Source organism: Stieleria marina (genome assembly GCA_007741555.1).
GTDB lineage: Bacteria > Planctomycetota > Planctomycetia > Pirellulales > Pirellulaceae > K23-9.
Map to the genome: position 1 here is coordinate 2,070,516 of CP036526.1, position 23,550 is coordinate 2,094,065.

The window sequence follows — 23,550 nt, forward strand, 5'->3', positions numbered from 1 at the left end:
TGCATGGGGGATATTTCAGATAGGCAGCAACCAAGGCGTCGTCAGTCTGTGTCGGCAACCGCATCATCGTCAGCGCTGGGCGCGTCACTTTGGTCGGACGTACCGCTTAGGTGAGGAGCGTCAACGGCTCCGTCAGCGAACTGTGCCGATCGGATGATTCCACAGGTTACAAACGATTGGCTTAACCGCGTGAGTTCGGATTGATCTGCGATCACACCGACGCCGAGCGGTTCGATCTGCTCTCTTGTCAGTAGACTTCGCAATACGACTCGATGTTCAGCCAGTACTCGAGTGAAAGTTGATGCGGCGCCGAGTTGTGCATCCCAGAGCGGAAAATCGTTTTCGTTCTCATCGCCCTGTGTTTCTTGCACATGTTGATCGAGTAGCGAAAACGGTTCGTCAAAATCGTCCAAGCGGGCCAGCATTCCGCGAGGCGGTTCGTCGATCGCCGTCCACAAAACGATCGTCCCTTCGTCAGAAACATGACGGCTTGACGCTGCCAACGCACGTGCGGCATTGGCCCACGTTTGCTGTTGCTGATCGCCGTCAATCGATGCGATGACTAAGTCCGCAAGCGGCGGAAACGAATCGCCCTTGGTCGGCTCGCTGGCGTTTTGCGATGTTGCCGCTTGCCCCTTTGTAAATTGATCGTTTGCGGGATTCTTGCTGGCCAGTTGTTTGCGAATTGCATCCGGTGTGCCTGCCAAGATTTCGCCAGCGACCCCGTCATCATTTGCCGTCACTGCCACGATCAAATGCACGCCTAGGAGCCAAGGGATTTGCAGTTCTTCTTCGTTCTGGGACGCTGCGGCGTCGATCACGCGTCGTTGATGCCGCAGTCGAGTCGCCGAATCAGCCAGCGCAGGAAACACGCCGGTCAGATCACGATCGCCGGTGATATCAATCTGGCGTGATGACACGACTGGCAATACAAAGTCGGCGTCGACTAGCAGGCGATTGAGATAGATGGGCGTCGCTTCGACATCGGCGGCTAAGTACCGGAGCGAATCACGTTGCGACGACTTGTGTTTGTGAACGCTTACTGTTTCGCCTGCCACGTCCTTGATCGCCGTGATCGTGGCATCGGACGCTTCGTCCCAAAGCACGATATCGATATCGCCGGCTTCGGACATGGCGAGCGTTTTTAAAATGCCGACAATGACTTCGGCGATCTGTGGCACATTCGGATCGACCGCCAACGCGACCCGATCACCGGCAACAATCGCGGCTTCGATAGACGGAAAGCCTAAGGGAGATTGAAGCGTGGCGTGAGTTTGGCCAGCGACATCTTTGCAGACCGTTTTTGTGCCAGAATCAAATTCCCACACCTTTTTCGCTTCAAGCGATGCTGTCAGATCATTCACGCGAACTTGTTGGGAAGGTTCCGGATTCATGCTGATTGAGCGTCGTAGAGAAAGGTAGATTCAGTTTGGGCAATTCGTTGCGATTGTGACCCACCCTATTGTTTTAGTACGCTGAGCTAGTCTGCATAAGTGTGGGCCTATCCGCCTGCCACTGTGTGATGCTAGTGCGGTTGGATTTCTGACGCATTCCATGCCTTTGATCGACATTCCTGTGATCGCCTTACTTCCGCCGCTATCTGCCACGATTCGCAGTCCCCAATCCAAGCGGCCATTTCGCTGCGTGATCGTTGCATCAGGATGGTTGGCGGTGGTGCTTTCCGTGGTGCTAACAATCGGGTGCGGTCGCCAATCGGATCGGGTGGGTGAAGATTCCATCCTCACGGAACATCAGGGAATGAATGCCGAACAGTTTCTGCGTTCGGTGTTTTCTCGATACCGCAACGCCGAATCTTATCGCGACCGCGGGCAGGTTCGATTGAATTATCGCTCGGGTGGAAAGACTCAAAGCGAAGTGGCTCCACTAAGCGTTTGGTTTGATCGCGATTCGCTTTATCTCAATGCGTACGATGTTCATCTGCGAAGCACGCCGCAGAATCTGACCGCGTGGATCACAGATCCGACGACCCGAAATTTTGACTCACAAGTCGTGCGGACGGATTCGCAATCCGGGCGTCCGGCGATTCACGCGATGTTGTCCGACACTGTGCTCCGAGAACGCATCGCGGCAGGATTGGCGGGGCCGCCTCCTCAGTTGGAATGGTTGTTTGCGGCTGAGCCGATGGAGCGACTTTTTGACGGGCCGTACCAAATCGCGTTTGGAAAGCCGGTCACCTTTGAACAACAAGAGTGTGTCGTCGTGGTGGTGCAAGCCGACGAGGATGCTTACCGATTTGCGATCGAGGAACGAAGCGGAGTGATACGTCAGGTTCAGCTGCCGTCGCTGCGTGCACCGGTGCGGTATCAGACAGCGGGTGATGCCAGCGAATCCAGCCCAATACGCTTGACGCTTGATCTTGCTGGCGCAACGTTCGAATCGCCACAAGACCAGCCGACCTTGGAGCCGCTGCCTCGATTGCCTCGGTTTGTAAGTCACTTCATTCCGCTGCCGCCGGATCAGCCATCGGAGACACTAGACACGCGGTTGGCATCGTTCAAAATTCGTGATCAGAGCGGCCGAATTACGATGACGCACCGCGGGATCGATGGCGTCGACTTCACTCTCTTGTTGTTTGCCAACGATCGCCCCTCGGATTTGGTGTCGGCGGCGAATCTGATTCAATGGGCGGTCGCGATGCCTGCAGACATGCGGACAAAAGTTGCCGTTGGAATCGTGACCGACGAAACAGCATTTCGCCGGCTGCCCCGTGACTGCCCTGCCCCACTCTTTATCGACGCCGAAGTCGACACGGGTGTCACTGTGCAGCAAACCGTCGGCGCCGCGTCGGGGCAATTGGTGGTGATCAGTCGTGACGCCCGAATCGTATGGATCCAAGATAGCGTTTCGATTGATTCAATCGCTCGATTGGGCCGAGTCGTTGGCGATCTCATTGACGGGGTGGATGTACCCGCCCGGTTACGATCGCAGTGGCAGAGCGACGAATCGACCTACCAATCAGTTTTGAATGCTGAAGTCGCGCGACAGCAGCAACACTGAAATCGATTTCGGTGAATCGCCGTTCGTGATCGAAAAATGCGGCGTTTTACGGTGTTTCAAATGATCTTGCTCTGCGATCGGGTCGCTCGCGACAATTCGCTGTTGATTTCCCGCGATCAGCATTCTGTTGCAGTTTCCAATCGATACCCTGCTCTCTGATTTTCCATGAACAAGCGCGACCTATCGGACCTTCCTAACCCGTTTGCGCCCGATTCGGCACGCCGATGGGAAAAACCACGCTTGGTGTCAGCCGCCAAGGTCTTTGCCGTCACGGTGGTTGCTTTGGTCGTGTTGCTTGTCGTGACCAGTCGTGGTCCTGGCTGGTTAGCAAATCGATTGAGCAAAGGGTTTGATTCGCTGGACTCTCAGCAGAAACAATCTCGATTGGTTCAGCTTTCGCAGCTAGGTCTCCCCGGGATTGAACCCTTGATGGCTGGACTTGCCGATCCGGATTCAGAAGTGTCCGATGCGACGATCGCGTTGATTCGTGACCTGCAGGCTCAGTGGACAACCATGCCCAGGGCCGAATCCGCACCGCGTCAGTTAGCGTTGGTCAACGCGGTGGGAAAGTCCGCGAATCGACTGCCAGAGGAACAGCAGGGATGGGCAGCCGATTTGCTGAACCAAACGATCGTTGAATGTGTTGATGAAACCGATCACGCTTCGAGGCAAATCTTTGAAGCCGCCAACAATGCTTTGGCTAGTCTCTCCCATGCCGGGCGGAATGCGACGCAAGCGTTTGACGATTCCAAGTCCGTTTCGATGAAGATGCCATCTGGCGTGCCACAGCCGTTGCCCCTGAGTGTTGCGTCGGACGGGCAATCTTGGACGGATTGGCCGCCACAGCGACCGACCGTGCTGCAACCTGAAACGGTAGCAGCGGAATCAATGATGGCAGAACAGGATGAACTTTCGTTTCCATCGATCAGCATCACCGATGTCCGTTCACGCGAATCCGCGATCACGATGCCGGTGGCCGCATCGATGAGCGTGGCTCCAGCGACAGTTGCGGAAACACCGATGGCCAGTATTCCAGTTGCGCAGGAGCCAGTTACGCAGAAGCCAGTCGCGCAGGAGCCAGTCGCGCAGGCAAGTCTTTCGCTTCCCACGGCAATCGCAGCTGGCGCTATCGCTCAGCCAGAACGACAGATCCAGCCAGAGCCAATGCCCGAATCGGGCGTGCGTTTGACGTCAGCTGAAACGCTTGGCGGCGATCCCATTGTCGCTCAAAGTGGTTTCGTTCAGCCGGCGGACCAAACGTTGGCAATCGAATCTGCGTCTGAACAGGTTGCCGCCGAACAAGTTGCGGGTGAACGGGCTACGATAGGAAACTGGAATTCGATTGACACTGTGTCGATCATCAAAGTGCTGGGAAGTCCGCAGGAAGTAGTGCGTCAGCAGGCCAAGGCGGAACTGCTGCATCGAGGTTTCAGCGACACTGAACTGTCGGTGGCCGTGGCGATCGCTACTTCGGACGCTGCCTACCGGGTCGAACTGATCCGGCAGCTTGTTGATCAGCAAACCATTGATGCACGACCTTGGCTGCTGCTGATGCTGCAAGACAACACTCGCGAAGTCAAACTAGCCGCCGTCGATGCCCTCGGTCGGATGCTTGATCCGCAGGTTCGCAAGGAGCTGCGTCTGCGATTGATTGACGAACCCGATCAGAAGATCGTGCTTAAGATTCGCCGCATTTTGAACCTGCGTTAGGTCTCCGGTCGCTATTCCGACAGACCGCGACGAGACTTCAGTCGGATAAACATCGCCGCAGCCGACACCGCCAGCAGGCCGACGCTAAACGCGAAGTAGCCGAATACGATTTTCAAGTTGCCGATGTTGACTGGTTTGTCGTCAAAATCCTGCTTCATCTGCGCATCCAACGGCAACGCAAAGAGTGCCGAAAACGGACTGGTCACGCCAAACCACTGTGCACTGACAATTTTGGATGGATCAAATTCCAGAATCGTCATCAATGCGATCATCGCCGGTGGCAAGACATACAGCAGCAAAAGCACCGAATACGTGCTCAGCAACGCGATCGAAGTCTTCTTTTGGTACAGAGAGCAAACCAATGCAATGGTTGCGTTGACCAGGCAGACCATCAGCACGATCGCAAACATGCCCAACACGCTGGCCCAGTTGGAATAGAACACGCGATTAAGCAGTGTGCCAAGCACAAGCGGCCAAAGCAGAAACGATGTCAGCACTGCGGAAATGCGGAACCCGACGACAAACTTTCCCGACAGAATCTGGAACGGTGTCAGTACAGTCGTCAGCAAGAGGTCCAGCGTTTGCCGTTCGCGTTCGCTGGTCATGCTGCCGGCTAAAAACACCGGGCCGACCAACATGTTGAACACGATCACATAGACGGGAAACCAGGGTGCTTTTTCGATTTGCCAAAACAGAAAAACTCCCATCAAGGGAATCGCCAATAGCATGCTGATCTGAATGACCAGACGCAGCATCAGCGTGCCTTGGCTGAAAATCTCGCTGTGAATTTCTTTATCGTAGACAGGGTTGGAACCATCCGGCATTAACTCTTGTTTTTTGGGTGGTGCAAAGAGTCGATCCGGAAATTGGTCCGGCTGGATGACCAACCCGACGGCTTCTTCGGCCTCTTTCTCTAGGTCGATGACTTCTTTGCCTTCGCTCCCAACGTCCGGTGGGTAGAGCATGCGGCCCGCTGCGGCGGCGCACATCAGAATCACGGCGGACAGCAAAAACGCTGGTACGACCAACACCGCCAGTTTCAGTCGCAGTTCGCCGTCGCCTTCCAGCGATTGCCAAAACATTACCGCCAGGATTACCAACGGCAAAATCACCAAGTAGCTGACAACCAGCGAACTACTGGTTCGCGAAAAGTAGCTGCTGCAGAAAACGCCAATCGCTCCGAATAAGATGACGGAAACAATCAGCCCCATGTAGGCCGCAAGGACTTCGTACAAACTGACACCGCCCAGCGGCAAGCAAAGCACGATGATGGGGAGCGATGCCAGGATCAGCATGCCCAAGTGAGTCAGGGAGGCAACCATTTTGCCCAGCACGATTGCGCCGGGGCGCAGTGGGCTGGCCAACAGCATCTCGTAGGTTTTGCGTTCTTTTTCTCCGGTGATTGCACCGGCTGCAAAACTGGGGGCCATCAAAGACGCGATGACGTATTGGCCCAGGAAGAAAAGGTTGACCAGCTTGGTCGCCGATGGCGGGTTGCTGGTCAGATCCAATCGCTGGGCACTTGGCCAGGCCAGGAGAACAACACCAGCGAGTAAAAGCTGGTACACGGCGAGCAACAGAAACGCGCGGTTGGTCCTTAAGTTGACCAGCAGTTCACGCTGAAGGACCGGGTTTTCAAAAATGTACATGGCGCGCTTGTTCTGAAACGATCGTTGCAACGATGGGGCGTCGACGAAAGTTTAGCAGAACAAACGCAGGCAAGGGCTGTTTGCACGTGGCTACCTGTACGCGGCAGACTAAAGAGCCAGCAGCAATCGGCTGGGGGCTTCCAAGTATCCGATCACGTCATTGAGGAATCTTGCAGCAGTGCCTCCGTCGACCAAGCGGTGATCGTAAGAGAGGCTGAGCGGCATCATTAGGCGTGGCTGAATCGAATCATCGGGCATGACGACAGGCAACTTGCGTGACCGGCCAACCAGCAAGATGGCGACTTCGGGAACATTGACGATTGGCGTGGAATACTGTCCGCCGATCGCACCCAGGTTACTGATCGTAAACGTTCCGCCTTTCAGATCGTTGACGCCAAACTGTCCGCCGCGAACTTTGCCCGCCATTTCGGCTAGCGAACGCGTGATTTCCGGAACACCCATCCGGTCGGCGTCCTGCATCACAGGAACAACCAGTCCGCGTTCGGTGTCCACCGCAATGCCGACGTTGACGTACTCCTTGTAGATAATCTGTTCGTTCTCTTCGTCGATGATCGCATTGATCGACGGGTGGTGACGCAGAGCCGTGGCGATCGCTTTGATCAAAAACGGCATCGTGGTCAGTTTCAGCCCCTGCGCGGCGTAGTCTTCTTTGCTGCTTTGGCGCAGACGTTCCAGGTCGGTGATGTCCGCATCGTCGAAGTTGGTGACGCGTGGAACGGTTGACCAACTGGTGTGCATCTGACGCGAAATCGTCTTGCGGATTTTGCTCATCCGTTCGACAGAAATCGGCCCAAAGTCATCGGCATCGGCGGTGCCGGGACGCGGTGCGCCGGAGGTCGACGCGCCCGATTTTGCAGCGCCTGCCGCGTTGCCAGCGGTCGGCTTTGCAGCAGTACTGTTTCCGCCAGCAGTCCGAGCTTCGTTGGCATTGCGTACGACAGCCATCACATCTTCGCGAGTGATTCGCCCGCCTTCGCCGGATCCGGAAACGCTGGCCAAGTCGACGCCGACTTCGCGAGCGAACCGGCGAACCGCAGGTCCGGCCGGGATGACTTCGGTCGATGTTGCTGCGACAGGTGCCGCAGTAGCGGGGGCTGGAGATACAGGCGGCGGAGAAATAGGTGCTGGAGCGGCTGGCTGCGGCGTAGCGGACGCAGCTGCCGGAGGAGGTGTTTGAGCAGCCGGTTCAGAAGCTTGTTCGGCTGCTTTTTCGGGAGCTGGTGTGGACGGTTCAGGAGCCGAAGCGCCCTCGGTCGCCTCGATTTCGATCAGCACGCCACCGATGGGGACAGTGTCGCCTTCGGCTACCGAGATCTTGCTGACTTTGCCACCCACCGATGCTGGCACGGGGACCGTTGCTTTGTCGGTTTCCATTTCGACGATGTCGTCGCCTTCGCTGACCACGTCGCCAACGCTGACGAAAATTTCAAGTACATCGCCGGATTCGATACCGTCGCCCAATTCAGGAAGTTTTACTTCGGTTGCCATATTGATAAGTGAAGTTGCGTGGAGGTTGGTTGGACGTGCTTCGGTGAAGGGAGAAGCAAGGTGTTGCCCTCTTTTGCAGAGGGGCTCGCCGAAGCGAGGGGAATCTCTGTACTGGAATGCCTTCGCTTCGCTCTGGCATGCCTCTCCTGGTCGGAGAGCAGAGCGAAAGTCTGGTCCAGCTATCGTAAGCCGTTAGGCGAAGTACGGGTTTGTTTTTTCCGCGTCGTAACCCAAGTCTTTGATCGCGTTGGCGACGTCTTTGGCAGTAAACACGTCGGCTTTGGCCAAACGACTAAGCGTTGCAAGCGTGATCGATTCTGCATCGACTTCAAAGTGACGTCGCAGAGCTTCGCGGGTTTCGCTGCGGCCCATGCCATCGGTTCCCAGGCAATAGTAGTCGCCAGGAATCCAAGGTGTGAGCTGTTCGCCGAGTGCCTTGACGTAGTCGCTCGCCGAGATGAACGGACCTTCGACGCCTTCGAGTGTTTCTTCCAAGTAGCTTTTCTTAGGAGTCTCGGTTGGATGCAGCATGTTCCAGCGTTCGCACGTTGCTGCTTCGCGTCGCAGTTGGGTGTAGCTGGTCACGCTCCAAACATCGCTGGCGATTCCATAGTCGTCGGCCAAGATTTCTTGGGCTCGCAGAGCACTGTTCAGGATAGCACCGCTGCCGAAAAGTTGAACTCGAGCTTTGGCCGATTTCACGTCGCGACTGCGGAACTTGTACATGCCTTTGACGATCCCTTCGGCACAGTCTTCGGGCATCGAAGGGTGGTCATAGGCGTCGTTTTCGGCGGTGATGTAATAGATGCATTCTTCGCCCTCTTGGAACATCCGCTTCAGGCCTTCTTGGATGATCACGATGACTTCGTAAGCAAACGCAGGGTCGTAGGCGCGAACGGTCGGGAAGGCGATTGCATTCAGCAAACTGTGGCCGTCCTGGTGTTGCAGGCCTTCGCCATTAAGCGACGTTCGTCCGGCAGTACCGCCGACCAAGAATCCTTTGGCACGCATGTCCGCCGCGGCCCAGATCGAATCTCCGACGCGCTGAAAACCGAACATGCTGTAGTAGATGTAAAACGGAATCATGTTGACTCCGTGGCAGCTGTAAGCGGTTCCCGCAGCATTGAAACTGCTCATCGAACCACATTCGGTGATGCCTTCTTCCAAGATCTGGCCGTCTTGGGCTTCTTTGTAAGAAAACGTGATTGCCGAATCGATCGGTTCGTACAGTTGGCCCGCATGCGCGTAGATGCCGAATTGCTTGAACATGCCTTCCATACCGAAGGTGCGCGATTCGTCAGGAACGATTGGCACCATGAATTTGCCGATTTGTTTGTCACGGCAAAGAGCGATCAGCATTTGAACGACAGCAAACGTTGTGCTGCAGTTCTTGCCGTTGCCCAATCGGTCGATCAGTTTCTGGAATGTGTCCAGCGACGGCACTTCCAATTTGGGATGCTCGGTCGGACGACTCGGAACGCTACCACCAAGGGTCTCGCGGCGTTCCTTCATGTACGTCAGTTCGGCGCTGTTTGCCGGCGGCTTGTAAAACGGTGCCGTGCCGACTTCTTCGTCGCTGATGGGGATTCCAAAGCGAGTTCGGAATTCCAGCAGCTCTTGCTCGTTCATCTTCTTTTGGTTGTGAGCAATGTTCCGTCCTTCGCCGGCTTCGCCCAATCCGTAGCCCTTGATCGTTTTGGCCAGGATCACGTTCGGGCGACCGTTGTCGGAATCCATCGCAGCTTTGTAAGCGGCATAGACTTTTTCTGGGTCGTGGCCGCCACGGTTCAGTTTTTCCAGCTTTTCGTCGCTGTAGTTTTCGACCAATTTGAGCAGTTCGGGGTACTTGCCGAAGAAGTGTTCGCGGATGTAACTGCCGGGCATGCCGACGTACTTTTGATACTGTCCGTCAACGACTTCGTTCATGCGCTTGGCCAGCAATCCTGTTACGTCTTTGGCCAAAAGTTCATCCCAGTCGTCACCCCAGATGACTTTGATCACATTCCATCCGGCACCGCGGAAGATGCCTTCCAACTCTTGGATGATTTTGCCGTTTCCGCGAACCGGTCCATCAAGTCGTTGCAAGTTGCAGTTCACGACAAAGATCAGGTTGTCCAACCGCTCGCGAGCAGCCAATCCGATGGCGCCGAGTGTTTCGGGTTCGTCGCATTCACCGTCACCTAGAAACGCCCAGACCTTCTGGCCCTTGGTGTTTTTGATTCCGCGATCGTTTAGGTATTCATTGAAGCGAGCTTGGTAGATCGCCATGATTGGCCCCAGCCCCATCGATACGGTGGGGTATTCCCAGAAATTGGGCATCAACCAGGGGTGCGGGTAACTGGACAGTCCACCGCCGCCTTCGAGTTCGCGACGAAAATTCTCCAGGTTCTGTTCGTTGATACGGCCTTCCAAAAACGCTCGGCTGTACATGCCGGGCGAGGCGTGGCCTTGGAAGTAAATCGAATCGCCGCTGTAGCCGTCTTCGCCGCGACCTTTGAAAAAGTGATTGAACGCGACTTCGTAGAGCGTCGCGCTCGAAGCGAACGTACTGATGTGACCGCCGACGCCGCCGGGACGCTTGTTGGCTCGGACGACCATCGCCATCGCATTCCAGCGGACGATGGATTTTAGACGACGTTCCAGATCGCGGTTGCCTGGAAAGGCCGGCTGATCCTTGGCAGGAATCGTGTTGACGTACGGCGTGATTGTGTCTTCGGCACACTGGATGCCTTCTTCGGCAGCGCGGTCGCGAAGCTGTTCGATCAAAAATTGAACGCGATCCGCTCCTTTGCTCTTCAAAACGTAGTCAAGCGAAGAGAGCCATTCTTGAGTTTCTGCCACATCGATATCGACCGGCTGATCTCCTTTTTGAAGCTCACCGATTTGATTTTCGATTTCAGCTTGGGCGACCGTTTTGGAGTCCGACATATTGTTTCCTTGTGTAAGTGCCGTCATAACAGGACATGTCGGGCCGGAGCACCAATGTGCTGACTCGGACGCAACTTGCCAACTCGGACGCTAGGTGCGATGCGATAGCAAACGCGAAAGGCGACGAGCCGAACGCCAATGAGCGTCGACGTGACAGGCGACGCAGAGGCGTCGAGGTGTCCATTCGTCGGCGATTCGCTGGCCGTTTAGGCGATTTAAGGTAATTCAGGGAAGCCTATAGAGTAGCCTCCGACGTCCAAAAACGGCAAGGGCGACGCGAATGTAGGTTAATTCTGCCCCCTTTAAGTTGCCACACCGTTGGCGTGCCTCCCGTTTTGCGAATCAAGCCGTCCTTGAAGTCCCGTTAAACTGCTTCAAAGGCAGATTCGAAACGAGCAGCGACCGCCTCCGAATGAGGCACCCAAGCAAGCATCACGCATTGTGACTTTCCCCTAAAACGTTCGAGAAGACACGAAGATGACAGACGAAAACAAAGACAGCGAAATCGTCGCCGAGCTTATCAAGGCCTATTGGATGGAGCTGGAGACGGTTCTGAACTACTTGGCCAACAGTGTGAATCTGGACGGCGTGCGTGCCGAAGAAATCAAAAAGTCGCTGGCAGCAGATGTCACCGAAGAGATGAACCATGCGACCCAAATCGCAAACCGGATCAAAACCATCGACGGCGTCGTGCCGGGCAGTCAGCAGTTTTCTGCCGGACAGACCACTCTGCAGCCGCCAGCGGATACCACTGATGTGGTGACCGTAATCAAAGGTGTGATCGACGCCGAGGAAGCTGCGATCAATCAGTACAACAAAATCATCAAGCTGTGTGATGGCTACGACTATGTCACCCAAGACATGTGCATCACGCTGTTGGCGGACGAGCAGCATCATCGCCGCGAGTTTGTTGGGTTCTTGAAAGAATACGAAAAAGCCTAGAGCGATATTTCCGCTGTGAAATCCTTTGCCAACACAAATGCCGTCGTTACCGGTGCCTCCAGCGGCATCGGCCAGGCGACCGCTATCGCTTTGGCGAAGGCCGGTGCGCAGCGTGTGCTGATTCACTTTCATCGTAATGAGGACGGTGCCAACGAAACCGCGGAGCGGGTTCGTGAAGCGGGCAGCCAAGCCGTCGTGCATTCGGGAGATTTGAGCGATGCAGCGCAGCGTGATGCGCTGATTGAGTTTGCCTGGAAAGATTTGAGCCTGATTCACACTTGGGTCAACAACGCAGGCTTGGATGTTTTGACCGGCGAGATTGCGGATGCAGATTTCGACACCAAGTTGCAGCGGTTGATGGCCGTCGACGTGATGGGCACGATTGCGTTGTCGCGTAAAGTCGCGATTCGGATTGGTTCTCAGCGACTTGCGAAACCACCCTCAATGACTTTCATCGGATGGGACCAAGCACCCGAGGGCATGGAAGGCGACGCCGGACAAATGTTTGGTCCGGTGAAAGCGGCCGTGATGGCGTTTGCGAAAAGTCTGGCACAAGAAGTCGCGCCGTTGATCCGAATCAATACCGTCGCGCCAGGCTGGATACAGACCAAGTGGGGCGAATCCACGGGCGAATACTGGGATGCGCGAGCCAAAGAACAAGCGTTGATGAATCGCTGGGGTAGTGTCGAAGACGTTGCCAGAGCGATCTTGTATCTCGCGGATCCGGCGAACACCTTCGCGACAGGGCAAACGCTAAACGTCAACGGCGGTTGGAATCGCACCTACCAATAGCCAGTAGTGAAAGCCAATAGCCAGCAGTGAAAGCATGGCCAAAGAAGTCTCCCGATCCAACGTCAACCCGTATCAACCTCCCGTTGGTGCGTTGACGATGCAAGATAGGCTGCTGGCAGGGTTTTCACGCGATCTGGCCATCAAGCTGATCCTCGTCATCGGCGCCTACCTGATCGTCGCCATCGTGTCGCTGTGCTGGCACTTGAGCATCAGTGCGTCGTTTGATGACCCGACCGTCGGATTGATGTTTGTTTTTTCGATTACCGCGGCGTTGGTGGGGCTACTAGCGATTTGGTTTGCTGCAGGGACGCTGAATTGGGGCCATCGATTCGCAGGGATGCTCTGCATCGCTGGGCTTGTCGCAGGTATGTTCTTCTGGGACCGCTTCTTGCTGTGGCAAATGGCGCAGGTGCACGTCGCGCAGTTGGCATTCCTGGCCGTTGCATTTGCGGTTCAGCGATTCATGGGCAAGACGATTGCAGATCCGAATCTGTCGCCGCGTTCGTTCGCCAACGCCAATGTTCTGTCGGTACTTGGCTGGTTGGTTGTGGCCACGATGATGCTTTTGATTTGGGCCGCCTTGCGAATTTTGCCTCCGTTCAGCTCAGGCATTGTGCTGGCGTTGGTTTTACTGGTCGGCGGCGCCGGTACTGCCGCAATCACACTGACCGCGATTCGAATTTCGCTCGGCAACGCAAGCTTGCTTTCGCGCGTCATGACGTTTGCTTTCGTCGCGCCGATGGGCGGCATCGTCTATCTGGTTTTGTCTCCCTTTGCCCCGTTGCTTTTCAACGGGTTTTGGTTCGCAGGCGTGACGACTTTGCAAATGTCGCTGACGATTGTTCCGATGTTGATTGCTCGCCAGCATGCCATGGCACGGCAGGTGGACCAAGCAGACGCATTGACCCCGTAGGCGCCTCGGTCGAAACCGGCCAACGCGTTGCAACCTAACTTGCGTGACTTTAAAACGCGTTGCTCTATCCGCGGCTGACTTCGCGATAGACGTCTGCGAATTCGCCAGCCATGCGCGAAGCAGAGAATTCCGCAGCGTGGCGTGCTTGCACGGTCCGGCTCATTTGCAGGTAGTCTGCTCGGCCGTCGATGAACGATTCGACCGCGTCCGCCAGTTTCGCGTGGTCGCGGTTAGGAAAAATCAAACCGTCTCGGCCGTGCCGAATGGTATCGGAAATGCCCGGAACGTCGGAACCGATCGCGGGAAGTCCGTGTGCCATCGCTTCAAGCAGTACCATCGGCAAACCCTCGGGGCCGACGCTGGGCATGACGAACAAATCCAGACGCCGCAGCTGAGCAGGCACGTCGCTGGTGAAACCCACAAACTCGATTAAACGTTCGGCATCCAACGATGAAACCAGCTCGTTGATCTCGTGCTCATATTCGTTTTCGTAAAACGTCCCGACGACCACTAGCTTTACGTCGCAGCCTCGATCGCGAAGTTCCCCGACACCGCGAATCAAAATTTCGATGCCTTTGCAGGGCCGAATCAGGCCGACGATTCCAAGCGTCCACTCTTTCGCAGGACGAGTCCGTTCGATTGGCGGCGATGCTTTGGGCACTCCGTTGGCGATCATGCGGCGTGTCTTGCCAAGATCAAGTTCTTCGGCCAGTCGCATGGATTCGGGGGAAACGGTTGTCACGAAGTCGGCGTCCCGCAATCGGGCAATGGAGTATCTGTTTTGCAAACGCTTGGTGATGTTTCCACCGAGCGAAAAGAAGACGTCGTGCATTGTGTGGACCACCGGACGTCCGGTCAGTTGCCCGGCCGAGAGTGCTGCCCAACTGCTGCGTGGTGTATGGCAGTGAATCACGTCGTAATCGCCATTGTTGACCACGTCGGCGATCTGCGCGATCGCCGGTTTGGACCAAGGGTGAGGCAGCGGGATTTCGTGCAACTTGGATCGCTGACTTTGACGTTTGGCCGGAAACACGTCGGGTTTGACGCAGACGAAATCGCTTTCGCAATTAAATTCTGGCAAGTGCATGGCCAGTAGATCTTGCACCCGTCCTGCACCTGCGTAGTACTGCCCGTTGACGACCTGCAATACACGCAACGTTGTCGGAGGAACCACGATGGGTGCCGCAAAAGCAACTGCGCTGTTTAGGTGAGTGTTGGTCGACATGCGGGAAACGGTGCAGATGGTTGGATGAAACAGTTGCCTGGACGACAACAGTGAATTGCGCAGCAGTGAATGGAAATCGCTGCTGGTGGTCCAGGACGGGCGCACCGGCGGCGTACAGCCAACGCTACGTCACACCCCAGTGCTTGGCGTGCTTGCGACGTGATTTCGCAGAAAATATTTGCTTGTTGCCAGCTGGAACCTACGTTTCACCAAAGCTCTACACTCGCAGCGTTGCTGGAACATTCCTGAACTTTCATGTCCAATTACCTGAAAACTGCCGCTTTCGGCGTCTTTCGACGCGCGACGATTCCCTACCGGCTTTGGTGCGCCCATGCCGCGCGGCAGCAGCGTCAGACTCCTTTGATGATGCTGTATTACCACCGCGTCGCTGACCGAGATCCGACGGCGTGGTCGATGACGAATCGGCAATTTCGTCGGCAAATCGATTGGCTGGAACAAAATTTTGACATGGTGTCGATGGATGAACTGCGACGCCGCATGGACAACGGCAATTCGCGTCCAGCTATGCACATCACCTTCGATGATGGATATGCCGAAAACTGCGACGAAGCTCTTCCGCTGCTGATCGAACGAAAGATCCCTTGCACCTACTTCGTCACGCTCGATCACACCTCCAATCAGCGGCCCTTCGAACATGATGCCAAAGCGGGTTACGACTTTCCGGTCAACACGATCGACGAACTCAAGGATTTGGCAGGCCAGGGAATCGAAATCGGTGCCCACACCCGGACTCATCCCAATCTAGGCGAAGTCTACAATTTCGCCGACATCTACGGCGAAATTGTGCTCGCCCGACGCGAACTGGCGGAACTTTTGAAGCTGCCAATCCGTTACTTCGCCTTTCCGTACGGATTGAAAACCAACTTGAATCACGCGGCCGCAGCGATGGCCCGAGCCGACGGTGTCGAAGCGGTCGTCAGTGCTTACGGTGGTTACAACAAGCCCGGTCAAGACTCGTTTCATTTGCAACGCTGCCACGGAGACCCCGAACTAGAACGCATCCGCAATGCGGTCACGTTTGATCCACGCCACGTGCGAAAAGAAAAATACAAACTGGAAACCCAGGGACCGGCTGTTCAAGCCGCCTTGGACTACTACCAAGATCGCAGCATCGGATCGAATGAAGCCACTCCGGCGGCCCCGATCAATTGCTTGCCCACCACCACTCCCCTGCAACAACCTTCATAGACGTGCCCAAAATGTTTCAACGAAAAGTCGCTCATCCAACGATGCCCGAAAACCGTGATCCACTGCGTGTGATGTTTGTTCATACAGAAGTCGTCGTTGGCGGCGCTGAAACGTTGTTGTTGGAGATCATTCGCAAGATGGACCGCGCGCGTTTCGAGCCCGAATTGGTTTGTTTGAAACAACTCTCCGAGCTTGGCGAAGTCATTGCCAAAGAAATCCCGACTCATGTGGGGCTGCTGGAGAACAAGTACGACGTCAAAGTTCTCGGTCGATTGACGCAGCTTTTAAAGGATCGCAAGACCGACGCCGTCGTCACGGTCGGCACCGGTGGCGATCGCATGTTCTGGGGACGACTGGCGGCTTGGCGTGCCAATGTGCCGGTCATCCTTTCGGCACTTCATGCCACCGGCTATCCGATGAAAGTCGAACGCATGAATCGAATGCTCTCACCCATTACCGATGGGTTCATCGGCTGTGCCCGGACTCATTCGGAGTTCCTGGTCCAAGGCGAAGGCTGTCCCGAAAACAAAGTATTCACGGTCTGGAATGGTGTCGACGTCGATCGTTTTCAGCCACGTGACAAGGCCGAAATGCGTGCACGTATCGGTATCGATGCAAATGTGCCGACTGCCGGCATCGTGGCTGCCCTGCGCCCCGAAAAGCAGCATGTCATGTTGGTTCAGTCATGGGCCAAAGTCGTTCAGCAACTGCCCAATGCGGTTCTGGTCGTGATCGGCGACGGCGTCGAACGTGAAGCGATCGAACAAGCAACGGCCGAACTTGGATTAGAAGACAACGTGCGAATGCTGGGCATGCGTCACGATGTGCCCGAAGTTCTAGCCGGATTGGATTTGAAAGTGCTTTCGTCACGTATGGAGGCCAATCCCGCGTCAACCCTGGAAGCGAACGCTTGCGGTTTGCCCGTGGTCGCTCCCAACGTAGGCTCGTTGCCGGACACCGTCGTCGAAGGCGAAACAGGCTACCTCTACGAAGCGAACAACGTCGACGCTCTGGCTGAATCGATGCTGAAGGTGTTGTCGAGTGAGGATCGAGGTGCCGCCATGGGAGTCAAAGGACGCAAGCTGGTTTGCGAGCGATTCTCCGTCGAAGTCATGGTGCAAGGTTACGAACAGTTGATCGATGGTGTGTATCGCGCTGCCCAAAACGGCAAGCGACTGACACCACAGCAGTACGATGACACGATGGAAGAGTTGATCCAAGAGATTGCCGCCCAACGCGACAGGGTGTCTCCAGCCGTAGCAGCGATCACGATGCCAGGTGTCGTTTCAGGAGCCAGCATCGAAGCTTAAGCATCGCAGCTTGAACGCCGCAGCTTGAACACCGAAGCTTGGATATCACCGCGAGTGAGTTTTGCTGCGATGGATGTTTCGGTCGACGGACAGACACAAAAAAACGCTTCGTACCATTTGGCACGAAGCGTTTTTGTTTTGCAGTGATGACTTGGTTGCTTACAGGTTGGGTGTCTTGTAAGGCTCGACGTCGCCGACCATGTGGAAGTGGTTGTGGTCGATGTAGACGACTTCGATTGCTTCGCGGTCGTGCAGAGTATGTGGCACTGGATAGCCGACGGTGGTTTTCTCGTCGAAGTAGATCGTGCACTTGTAGTGAGCGTGGTGCAGTTGAGCAGGACCGATCAGCGGGTAGAACCGTGGTGGGTCAATGTAGTCGGCGATCTTTTCTTTGATGATGCGAACGCCGTTACGCTGCTTTTCGTAGATCAATGGGATGCCACCTTGAACAGGACGTGCTGTTTCCAAAGCGTGCATGACTTCGTCGTCCGACGGTGGGTCAAGAGCGACGACAGGACCACCCGAAGTGATCGGGCCCAAGATGGGAACACGCTCGTATCGTTCGTGCTTCCAGAACTTTTCTTCTTGTTTGTGCTGGTAGTACGGGCTAACTGGAATGGGAAACCCGAGCAGGCCCAGGTTATACGTGCCGGTCCCGATTCCAAAGCAACCGGTGGTCGACACGGCCAACAGAGCGAACGTGCTGAGCAGCATTCGATTGACGTGTTTACGCATTGTGTTTCCGGGTGCGGTGTGTGCTGTCTTTTGCAAAGTGGTCATCACTAGCAACCTTCCATGGCCATCAAACTGACGGGATGTCGCGATCAGAACGCGAACGATCCTCTGTGTAAGAGTGTTATCGTGTGAACTTGGGAGGATCTTGCGGGTAATTCCGAAGATTCCAGGAAAGTCCGTCTCTGCGAACTTGAAGCTGGACGCTAGCAATGCGTCGTGTCGCGTCCGCGCAGAAAAAAAGCCGCGAACAGGCATGCTGTTCGCGGCACATGATTCAGAACTGTTGGCACGTTGCCCAACGGTTTAGGCTGATGATCGGCAACGTGAGGCGAGTCCATTAGAGACCCGCCGACACATTTGGGGCGACTTGTCGGTCGGTTTAACGATCCGAGAAGTCCAGTTGCCACCAGCCGTCGTCCCATTCCAACGATACCTTACGCCATCCCAAAGGAACTTGTGGGTAAGGATAGAAGGGGCCAATGTAAGGCCATGCCGAAGGGCTGTACTGCTGAGGATAAGTCAACGCAGCGTAGTTTGGGCTCGCTGCATAACCTGGCCAAGCGTAGTTCGGCAAGTTCGGTGAATCGTAGCGAGGTGCTCCACCACCGCCACTGTATCCGCCGACTGGAACAGGCTGTCCCATGACTGGTGCGCCCATCGAAGGGGCACCCATCATCGGTGCACCCATCGTGGCTTGCACTGGTTGAGCCTGCATTTGCTGTGTCATGCGGTACGGTGCAGGGCTAGCTTGAATCGGCTGAGCAACGTGCATCGATTGGCGTGGCAGTGCATTGTCGCGAATCGGTTGAGGAACCGGATCGACGGCAACGGGTGACAGACGAGTGCTGACCGAGCGTGCCGGCGTCGAAACGCTCCGCAATGCTGGCGGTTCAGGCAACTGAGCCGATGCGTCCATCTCTGGAATGCGAATCGAGTTTCGCACATGTTGCACGCCGGGAGTTGCCTCGGCGATTTGCAGGATACGTGATCGCTGAGCGGATGATGCAGCACGGCCTTTCAACCAAACCACTCCATCGCTGCTTTTGACGTCCACTCCGAAACCCTTCAGGGCACCGGACTTTTGAGCTCGGCTGAGAGCGCCGATCACACTGTTTTGGATGTCGTCATCGCTGCGGTTTCCGCCGGGTGCTGCGAACTCGACATTGGCAACTGGACGAACATCGCCCGCGAAGCCACTGATGGGTGTCGTAGCCAATTCGACGGGAGCAACGCGAGCTCCTGAATTGTCTTCCTGCATGATTTGACGTGCCTCTTCGGCAAGCGCTTCACGCAGTGAAAAATCAGCCTGTGACTCGCTCGTCACGGCTTGATGCACCATGGCATTGGATGCCGCCGCAGGTTTCATAACCTGAGGTTTCACGATTTCAGGTGCTGCAGTCACGGTCAGGTGATCGACGACATCATTGATGCCTTCGATGTCCCTGGCGGTTTGCAGTACCAGTAGTTTTTGCTCCGGAGCGTTCACGTTGCCTCGGAACATGACCACGCCTTTGTCCACTTTCATGTCCAAGGTGAAGTCTTTTAAAGCACCCGATTCTCGATTGGTTTGCAATCGTTGGATGATCTGTTCAGCAATCTCGCGGTCACCACCCCAAGCCAACGATGGCCCGAAAGTGGCAGCAGCAACGATCACCATCGCTAAGTATTTGCGTCGCATTGGAAATGCCTCCCTACAGTTCTGTTTCGCCTCGTGAATGAAACGATCTCGATGCACTAAAAAACCGTGAGTGCTTTGCTTGCGAAACAAATCAAAATGAATTGATCACAGTGACGCAGCACTCACCTGGCTGGCATACGAACGATCTTCCAGACCGGCGTTGTGGGTTGTTTCGGCGATTTCGAGGTGGTGAAGGTAGGTTTTTTCGGATTTTGTTGATGATTCCGAAGTTGTCGGATGTCCGTGCTAGCAAGCGGACGTGTTTCACTGTCGATTTCACGCTCTTTGAAACTCGATAGCCGACGTGTTTTACGTCTATTTTCGTCCACGAATCCCGCGCGCGATCGTCGCTAAAAACGTCAACACGCCGATCGCGGGCAAAACAAAAACAACTAGCCTGGGTTGAGCCGCCAAGACAATTAGCCCCAGAACGCAGGCAACCGCGATTCCAGGTGGCAACCATCTGGCGGGCCGAGTCAGCGACGGCCAAGCCAACCACAACGCGGCCATGACCAAACCAATTCGGCCCATCGCGGCGGACGCAAACGTCGACCAGGTTTTGTCACCAAACCACCAAGCCAGCAGTGCTCCGACAAGCAAGCCGATCGAAAGAAAGAGCACCATCGCGCGGCGGGCTTGGCTTTCGGGCGAAAGCTGAATGACGTGTTTGCGATTCATGGAACTCGTTGGCTTTGTCTGTTAGCCTTTTGGCAGAGAAGTCTTACAGAATAACCTTCCCACTCCGTTTTGCAGATTGGTAGCGATGAAGTTCCTCTGTTTTAGTGATCTTCACTGCGACAAAGATGCGGCCAGACGCCTGGTCCATCTCGCAGATGAGATCGACGTCGTGATCGGAGCGGGCGATTTTGCAAATCAACATCGCGGCATTGCGGACACGATCGACATTCTTTCGGCAATCACAAAACCATCTGTGCTGGTCCCCGGCAATGGCGAAACCGTTGATGAACTTCGCGAAGCGACCGCCGATTGGCCCAGCGCTTCGGTGCTGCACGGCAACGGCATCTGCATTGCGGGCACTGAGTTTTGGGGCGTCGGCGGTGGGATCCCCGTGACTCCGTTTGGCGATTGGAGCTACGACTTTGATGAACAACAGGCCGCTGACATGCTGCATGGCTGTCCCGATCATGCGGTTTTGGTCGTCCATTCGCCGCCACGCGATACGGTGGACCATGATAGTGCGGGACGTGTTCGCGGCAGTCAGGCCATTCTTGAATCCGTTCGTTCAAGGAAACCGACGCTGGTCGTTTGCGGGCACATCCACAGCGATTGGGGCAAGCAAGTCAAAGTCGGTCCGAGCATCGTGTTGAATGCGGGCCCTCAAGGCGTTGTCGTGACAATTGATTCGTAGCCAGAGAGCTCAACGAAAACAGCCCCGGCAGTGGACTGCCGGGGCTGCGAAATGCTCTTGTCAGAGTTGGTCGCCGTGATGACGCTCAGGTTATGACGCGCTGGGGTCTTTGCCGTCGACCCAAGGCCCTGCAAGGTCCATGTATTCGGGCTCGATCAACTTGCTCCCAAAGTCGCCAGCTTTCCAACCAGGGATGTGACGCACATCGGCGCGTTTCTCCGACAGGTCCTCCCACTGCTTGGCCCAGCCCGGATCCTTGGTGCTGATCTCGCGAGTCTCTTGGTTGATGAAATACACTTCGCCGTTGCGGTAACTTTGTGCTCCCAGGATGACCACGGCGATAGCCGCTGCACCAAGGTCAGGCGGATTGTTGCACTTCATCGGCTCACCAGCTTCGACCGCATTCAACCAATTTGCGAAGTGCGCTTTGGTCGTATCCGGCACGGGGTTTGTGCTGATCCGTTCGCTGTTGTAATCACGAACGTGCGTGACTTGCGGACGTTCGGCGACGAAATCAAATCCATCAAATCCTTCGCCGTTTCCAAACGCAAACGTACCAAAGTGACCACGAATCAATTGATTGATACGTGATTCTTGATTGCACATCGTCGCAGTGATCAAGCCTTCGACGCCTTCGTCAAAGTCCGCAACCACGGTTGCAACGTCCGGAACATCACGGCCGTCGTACTCCAGGAACAACCCGCCAGCACCGACCACCCGTCGAGGCAAACGCAATCCGGTGCCTTTCAACATGGCGGTGGTTCTGTGAACGAAAAGGTCCGTAAACATGCCGCTGCCGAATGGCCAAAATCGCCGCCATTGTTTGTAGACTTCGCGATCAAATGGCAAGTCCGGCCCGAGGCCTTCGTTTTTGCCAAGCCAACGATCCCAATCGATCGACTTGGGCGTCATCTCTTTTTCAAGTTTGTAGTAACGCCACTGCCCCATGTCGCTGTTACGGAAATACTCCGTCTGAAAACCGAGTACCTTGCCCAGCTTTCCGTCTTGCAGCAAATCACGCACTTGATCCCAGACTTCCAGGCTGGTCGATTGAACTCCGACCTGCATGACTTTGCCGCTTTCTTTCCAGACCCTTTCGACGTCGAACGCTTCTTCGACGGTTTTGGTCATCGGCTTTTCGCAGTAGACGTGCAAGCCAGCTTTGAGCGAGTCGACGGTTTGCTTGTGGTGCCAGTGGTCCGGGGTACCGATACAGACCGCATCGAGGTTTTCCTTTTCGATCATCTCGTTGTAGTCAACGTAACGACCAGGATCGGTGCCGGTACTTTTCTTGATGTAGTCGGCGACTTTGTCACGCTGGTTTTTGTAGACTTCGGCGACGCCGACCAAATCGATTTTGCGGCCCTCTTCATGCAGCTTGCAAAGCTTTTTGACATGGGCACCGAAACCACGACCACCCGGGCCGATGAATCCAATTCGCAGTCGGTCATTTGAACCGGCAGCGGCTTGCGTTTGCTTGGCCGTCAATGCAACGGTCGACGCGGTGGCAGCGACGGCACCGGATGCTTTGAGGAAATTACGACGGGAAGCGTCTTTCATCGAGTGGTTCTCCAGAGGGTGGGCAAAGGGAAGTTTTGTAGAAGCCGTTGTGCGGGCGAAAGCCCCAAGGTCTCGGCACCAATGGACTGAGAAGACACTGGGCGCGTTGAGTCCGTCCAGGATAACACGAGTGTTTTAGATTGGCGAACGATAGTGCAAATAAGCCATCGCGGAGCGAAGACTACCGCAGCAGTATTATCAAGCGTCAGAACCAAACGTCAAAATTGCGTCTGCCAAAATGTGATTGCCAGGCAGTGGGCGAATAATCCGCGATGGCAGACTCCAGCTGAGCTGCGTTAGCTGGGCTGGCGTATTGAAAAGATCCGCCGCGGCTATTTGATTTCGTCAAAAATGATTTCGGCATCAACCCAAACTCGGAATCGGCGAATCCGCAGGCCCGGCCCGAAATCAATTTCGATTCGTCCGGATCGTTCATCGGCAGCAGATCGCTGTGCCGAGGATTCAGTGCTTGGGATTCTGAATGTGATTTCGCGATTGAGCGCCACCCAGCTGACTTTGGACCAAACCCGACGATTGTCGACGACGACACGCTGCCAAAACCACCAGCCTGAATAAGTGATCAGTGTGCCGTTGCGGCTCGCATTACCGAATTCGCTCTCCGTTTCCCCCGCCGCAGGACTGCTGCCCTGATTCGGATCATGGACTCGGATCATCCGGTACAAAAAGGCCGACCGGAGTAAGTCAGCTGATTCTGCGAAAATCCCTTGCTCAGATGGGATATTCGTTGCAGCGGAATAGGGATTCGGCATGACTATAAGCTACAGGCTATCGAACGAAGGATAAGGAACCTGCGCGCTCGCTGATTCCTCGGATCCGCAAATTCAAACAATTTGACGTGTTTGGCGCCGATTATGCACGCCTAACCACTACGAACATCCCCATCATCGGGGCAGATCTGCCAAGCCAGACAAAAGTCAAGTTTTAGCAATCAAAGATGTTGAATGGCGGGTAGCCTTTATCTAATATCCTAATAGTTATGAAT

The 23,550-nt window shown here is 55.3% G+C and carries 18 protein-coding genes; 8 read left to right on the forward strand and 10 right to left on the reverse strand.

Annotated features, from left to right (window positions below; all coding sequences use genetic code 11):
* Positions 1 to 41: 41 nt before the first annotated feature.
* On the reverse strand, positions 42 to 1,394 hold the full coding sequence (locus tag K239x_RS07295; protein ID WP_145417118.1) for a nickel-dependent lactate racemase family protein: 1,353 nt from the start codon (positions 1,392 to 1,394) through the stop codon (positions 42 to 44).
* A 160-nt stretch (positions 1,395 to 1,554) separates the two neighbouring features.
* Between K239x_RS07295 and K239x_RS07300 the strand changes: the two genes are divergently transcribed.
* Both K239x_RS07300 and K239x_RS07305 read left to right on the forward strand, forming a co-directional pair.
* Entirely contained in the window at positions 1,555 to 3,018 is a 1,464-nt protein-coding gene (locus tag K239x_RS07300) for a hypothetical protein (protein WP_145417119.1), read from the forward strand.
* Between the two features lie 165 nt (positions 3,019 to 3,183).
* Positions 3,184 to 4,728 (forward strand): HEAT repeat domain-containing protein, encoded by a 1,545-nt coding sequence (locus K239x_RS07305; protein ID WP_145417120.1) that lies wholly within the window; start codon positions 3,184 to 3,186, stop codon positions 4,726 to 4,728.
* Positions 4,729 to 4,739: 11 nt separating this feature from the next.
* On the opposite strand, the gene K239x_RS07310 is transcribed toward K239x_RS07305, so the two are convergent.
* The 3 genes from K239x_RS07310 to aceE all read right to left on the reverse strand — a co-directional run bounded on the left by K239x_RS07310 (position 4,740) and on the right by aceE (position 10,814).
* The gene (locus tag K239x_RS07310) at positions 4,740 to 6,377 is read right to left on the reverse strand and encodes an ABC transporter permease (RefSeq protein WP_145417121.1); all 1,638 of its coding nucleotides are present in this window, start codon (positions 6,375 to 6,377) and stop codon (positions 4,740 to 4,742) included.
* A 108-nt stretch (positions 6,378 to 6,485) separates the two neighbouring features.
* On the reverse strand, positions 6,486 to 7,886 hold the full coding sequence (locus K239x_RS07315; protein WP_145417122.1) for a 2-oxo acid dehydrogenase subunit E2: 1,401 nt from the start codon (positions 7,884 to 7,886) through the stop codon (positions 6,486 to 6,488).
* 192 nt (positions 7,887 to 8,078) lie between these two features.
* On the reverse strand, positions 8,079 to 10,814 hold the full coding sequence (aceE, locus tag K239x_RS07320; protein ID WP_145417123.1) for a pyruvate dehydrogenase (acetyl-transferring), homodimeric type: 2,736 nt from the start codon (positions 10,812 to 10,814) through the stop codon (positions 8,079 to 8,081).
* A gap of 477 nt (positions 10,815 to 11,291) precedes the next feature.
* On the opposite strand from aceE, the gene K239x_RS07325 reads away from it, so the two are divergent.
* The 3 genes from K239x_RS07325 to K239x_RS07335 are packed head-to-tail and all read left to right on the forward strand — an operon-like array spanning position 11,292 to position 13,461.
* Complete coding sequence (locus K239x_RS07325; protein ID WP_145417124.1) at positions 11,292 to 11,756, forward strand: ferritin-like domain-containing protein; 465 nt, start codon at positions 11,292 to 11,294, stop codon at positions 11,754 to 11,756.
* Positions 11,757 to 11,771: 15 nt separating this feature from the next.
* Positions 11,772 to 12,548 (forward strand): SDR family NAD(P)-dependent oxidoreductase, encoded by a 777-nt coding sequence (locus K239x_RS07330; protein WP_145417125.1) that lies wholly within the window; start codon positions 11,772 to 11,774, stop codon positions 12,546 to 12,548.
* Positions 12,549 to 12,582: 34 nt separating this feature from the next.
* Positions 12,583 to 13,461, forward strand: coding sequence for a hypothetical protein (locus K239x_RS07335; protein WP_145417126.1), 879 nt, complete (start codon positions 12,583 to 12,585; stop codon positions 13,459 to 13,461).
* Between the two features lie 64 nt (positions 13,462 to 13,525).
* Here the strand turns inward: K239x_RS07335 and K239x_RS07340 are convergent, their stop codons facing one another.
* Positions 13,526 to 14,686 carry a glycosyltransferase gene (locus K239x_RS07340; RefSeq protein WP_145417127.1) on the reverse strand — a complete coding sequence of 387 codons (1,161 nt, stop codon included), beginning with the start codon at positions 14,684 to 14,686 and terminating at the stop codon, positions 13,526 to 13,528.
* Positions 14,687 to 14,941: 255 nt separating this feature from the next.
* Here K239x_RS07340 and K239x_RS07345 point away from each other — a divergent pair, with 255 nt between their 5' ends.
* Both K239x_RS07345 and K239x_RS07350 read left to right on the forward strand, forming a co-directional pair.
* Positions 14,942 to 15,895, forward strand: coding sequence for a polysaccharide deacetylase family protein (locus tag K239x_RS07345; protein ID WP_145417128.1), 954 nt, complete (start codon positions 14,942 to 14,944; stop codon positions 15,893 to 15,895).
* A gap of 11 nt (positions 15,896 to 15,906) precedes the next feature.
* Positions 15,907 to 17,205 carry a glycosyltransferase gene (locus K239x_RS07350; RefSeq protein WP_145417129.1) on the forward strand — a complete coding sequence of 433 codons (1,299 nt, stop codon included), beginning with the start codon at positions 15,907 to 15,909 and terminating at the stop codon, positions 17,203 to 17,205.
* A gap of 159 nt (positions 17,206 to 17,364) precedes the next feature.
* Here the strand turns inward: K239x_RS07350 and K239x_RS07355 are convergent, their stop codons facing one another.
* The 3 genes from K239x_RS07355 to K239x_RS07365 form a co-directional block, all read right to left on the reverse strand.
* The gene (locus K239x_RS07355) at positions 17,365 to 17,940 is read right to left on the reverse strand and encodes a hypothetical protein (RefSeq protein ID WP_145422228.1); all 576 of its coding nucleotides are present in this window, start codon (positions 17,938 to 17,940) and stop codon (positions 17,365 to 17,367) included.
* 379 nt (positions 17,941 to 18,319) lie between these two features.
* Positions 18,320 to 19,618 (reverse strand): BON domain-containing protein, encoded by a 1,299-nt coding sequence (locus tag K239x_RS07360; RefSeq protein WP_145417130.1) that lies wholly within the window; start codon positions 19,616 to 19,618, stop codon positions 18,320 to 18,322.
* Positions 19,619 to 19,933: 315 nt separating this feature from the next.
* Complete coding sequence (locus K239x_RS07365; RefSeq protein ID WP_145417131.1) at positions 19,934 to 20,296, reverse strand: hypothetical protein; 363 nt, start codon at positions 20,294 to 20,296, stop codon at positions 19,934 to 19,936.
* 85 nt (positions 20,297 to 20,381) lie between these two features.
* On the opposite strand from K239x_RS07365, the gene K239x_RS07370 reads away from it, so the two are divergent.
* Positions 20,382 to 20,987, forward strand: coding sequence for a metallophosphoesterase family protein (locus K239x_RS07370; RefSeq protein ID WP_145417132.1), 606 nt, complete (start codon positions 20,382 to 20,384; stop codon positions 20,985 to 20,987).
* A gap of 90 nt (positions 20,988 to 21,077) precedes the next feature.
* Here K239x_RS07370 and K239x_RS07375 read toward each other — a convergent pair whose 3' ends face one another.
* Entirely contained in the window at positions 21,078 to 22,547 is a 1,470-nt protein-coding gene (locus K239x_RS07375; RefSeq protein ID WP_145417133.1) for a Gfo/Idh/MocA family protein, read from the reverse strand.
* A 332-nt stretch (positions 22,548 to 22,879) separates the two neighbouring features.
* Positions 22,880 to 23,317, reverse strand: coding sequence for a hypothetical protein (locus K239x_RS07380; RefSeq protein WP_145417135.1), 438 nt, complete (start codon positions 23,315 to 23,317; stop codon positions 22,880 to 22,882).
* Between the last annotated feature and the right edge of the window lie 233 nt (positions 23,318 to 23,550).

Coding starts and splice junctions, on each gene's coding strand:
- K239x_RS07355 (WP_145422228.1), bottom strand. CDS start 17,940: ATGCGTAAACACGTCAATCGAATGCTGCTCAGCACGTTCGCTCTGTTG.
- K239x_RS07305 (WP_145417120.1), top strand. CDS start 3,184: ATGAACAAGCGCGACCTATCGGACCTTCCTAACCCGTTTGCGCCCGAT.
- K239x_RS07370 (WP_145417132.1), top strand. CDS start 20,382: ATGAAGTTCCTCTGTTTTAGTGATCTTCACTGCGACAAAGATGCGGCC.
- K239x_RS07340 (WP_145417127.1), bottom strand. CDS start 14,686: ATGTCGACCAACACTCACCTAAACAGCGCAGTTGCTTTTGCGGCACCC.
- K239x_RS07350 (WP_145417129.1), top strand. CDS start 15,907: ATGTTTCAACGAAAAGTCGCTCATCCAACGATGCCCGAAAACCGTGAT.
- K239x_RS07380 (WP_145417135.1), bottom strand. CDS start 23,317: ATGCCGAATCCCTATTCCGCTGCAACGAATATCCCATCTGAGCAAGGG.
- K239x_RS07335 (WP_145417126.1), top strand. CDS start 12,583: ATGGCCAAAGAAGTCTCCCGATCCAACGTCAACCCGTATCAACCTCCC.
- aceE (WP_145417123.1), bottom strand. CDS start 10,814: ATGTCGGACTCCAAAACGGTCGCCCAAGCTGAAATCGAAAATCAAATC.
- K239x_RS07300 (WP_145417119.1), top strand. CDS start 1,555: ATGCCTTTGATCGACATTCCTGTGATCGCCTTACTTCCGCCGCTATCT.
- K239x_RS07325 (WP_145417124.1), top strand. CDS start 11,292: ATGACAGACGAAAACAAAGACAGCGAAATCGTCGCCGAGCTTATCAAG.
- K239x_RS07310 (WP_145417121.1), bottom strand. CDS start 6,377: ATGTACATTTTTGAAAACCCGGTCCTTCAGCGTGAACTGCTGGTCAAC.
- K239x_RS07360 (WP_145417130.1), bottom strand. CDS start 19,618: ATGCGACGCAAATACTTAGCGATGGTGATCGTTGCTGCTGCCACTTTC.
- K239x_RS07315 (WP_145417122.1), bottom strand. CDS start 7,886: ATGGCAACCGAAGTAAAACTTCCTGAATTGGGCGACGGTATCGAATCC.
- K239x_RS07365 (WP_145417131.1), bottom strand. CDS start 20,296: ATGAATCGCAAACACGTCATTCAGCTTTCGCCCGAAAGCCAAGCCCGC.
- K239x_RS07375 (WP_145417133.1), bottom strand. CDS start 22,547: ATGAAAGACGCTTCCCGTCGTAATTTCCTCAAAGCATCCGGTGCCGTC.
- K239x_RS07345 (WP_145417128.1), top strand. CDS start 14,942: ATGTCCAATTACCTGAAAACTGCCGCTTTCGGCGTCTTTCGACGCGCG.
- K239x_RS07295 (WP_145417118.1), bottom strand. CDS start 1,394: ATGAATCCGGAACCTTCCCAACAAGTTCGCGTGAATGATCTGACAGCA.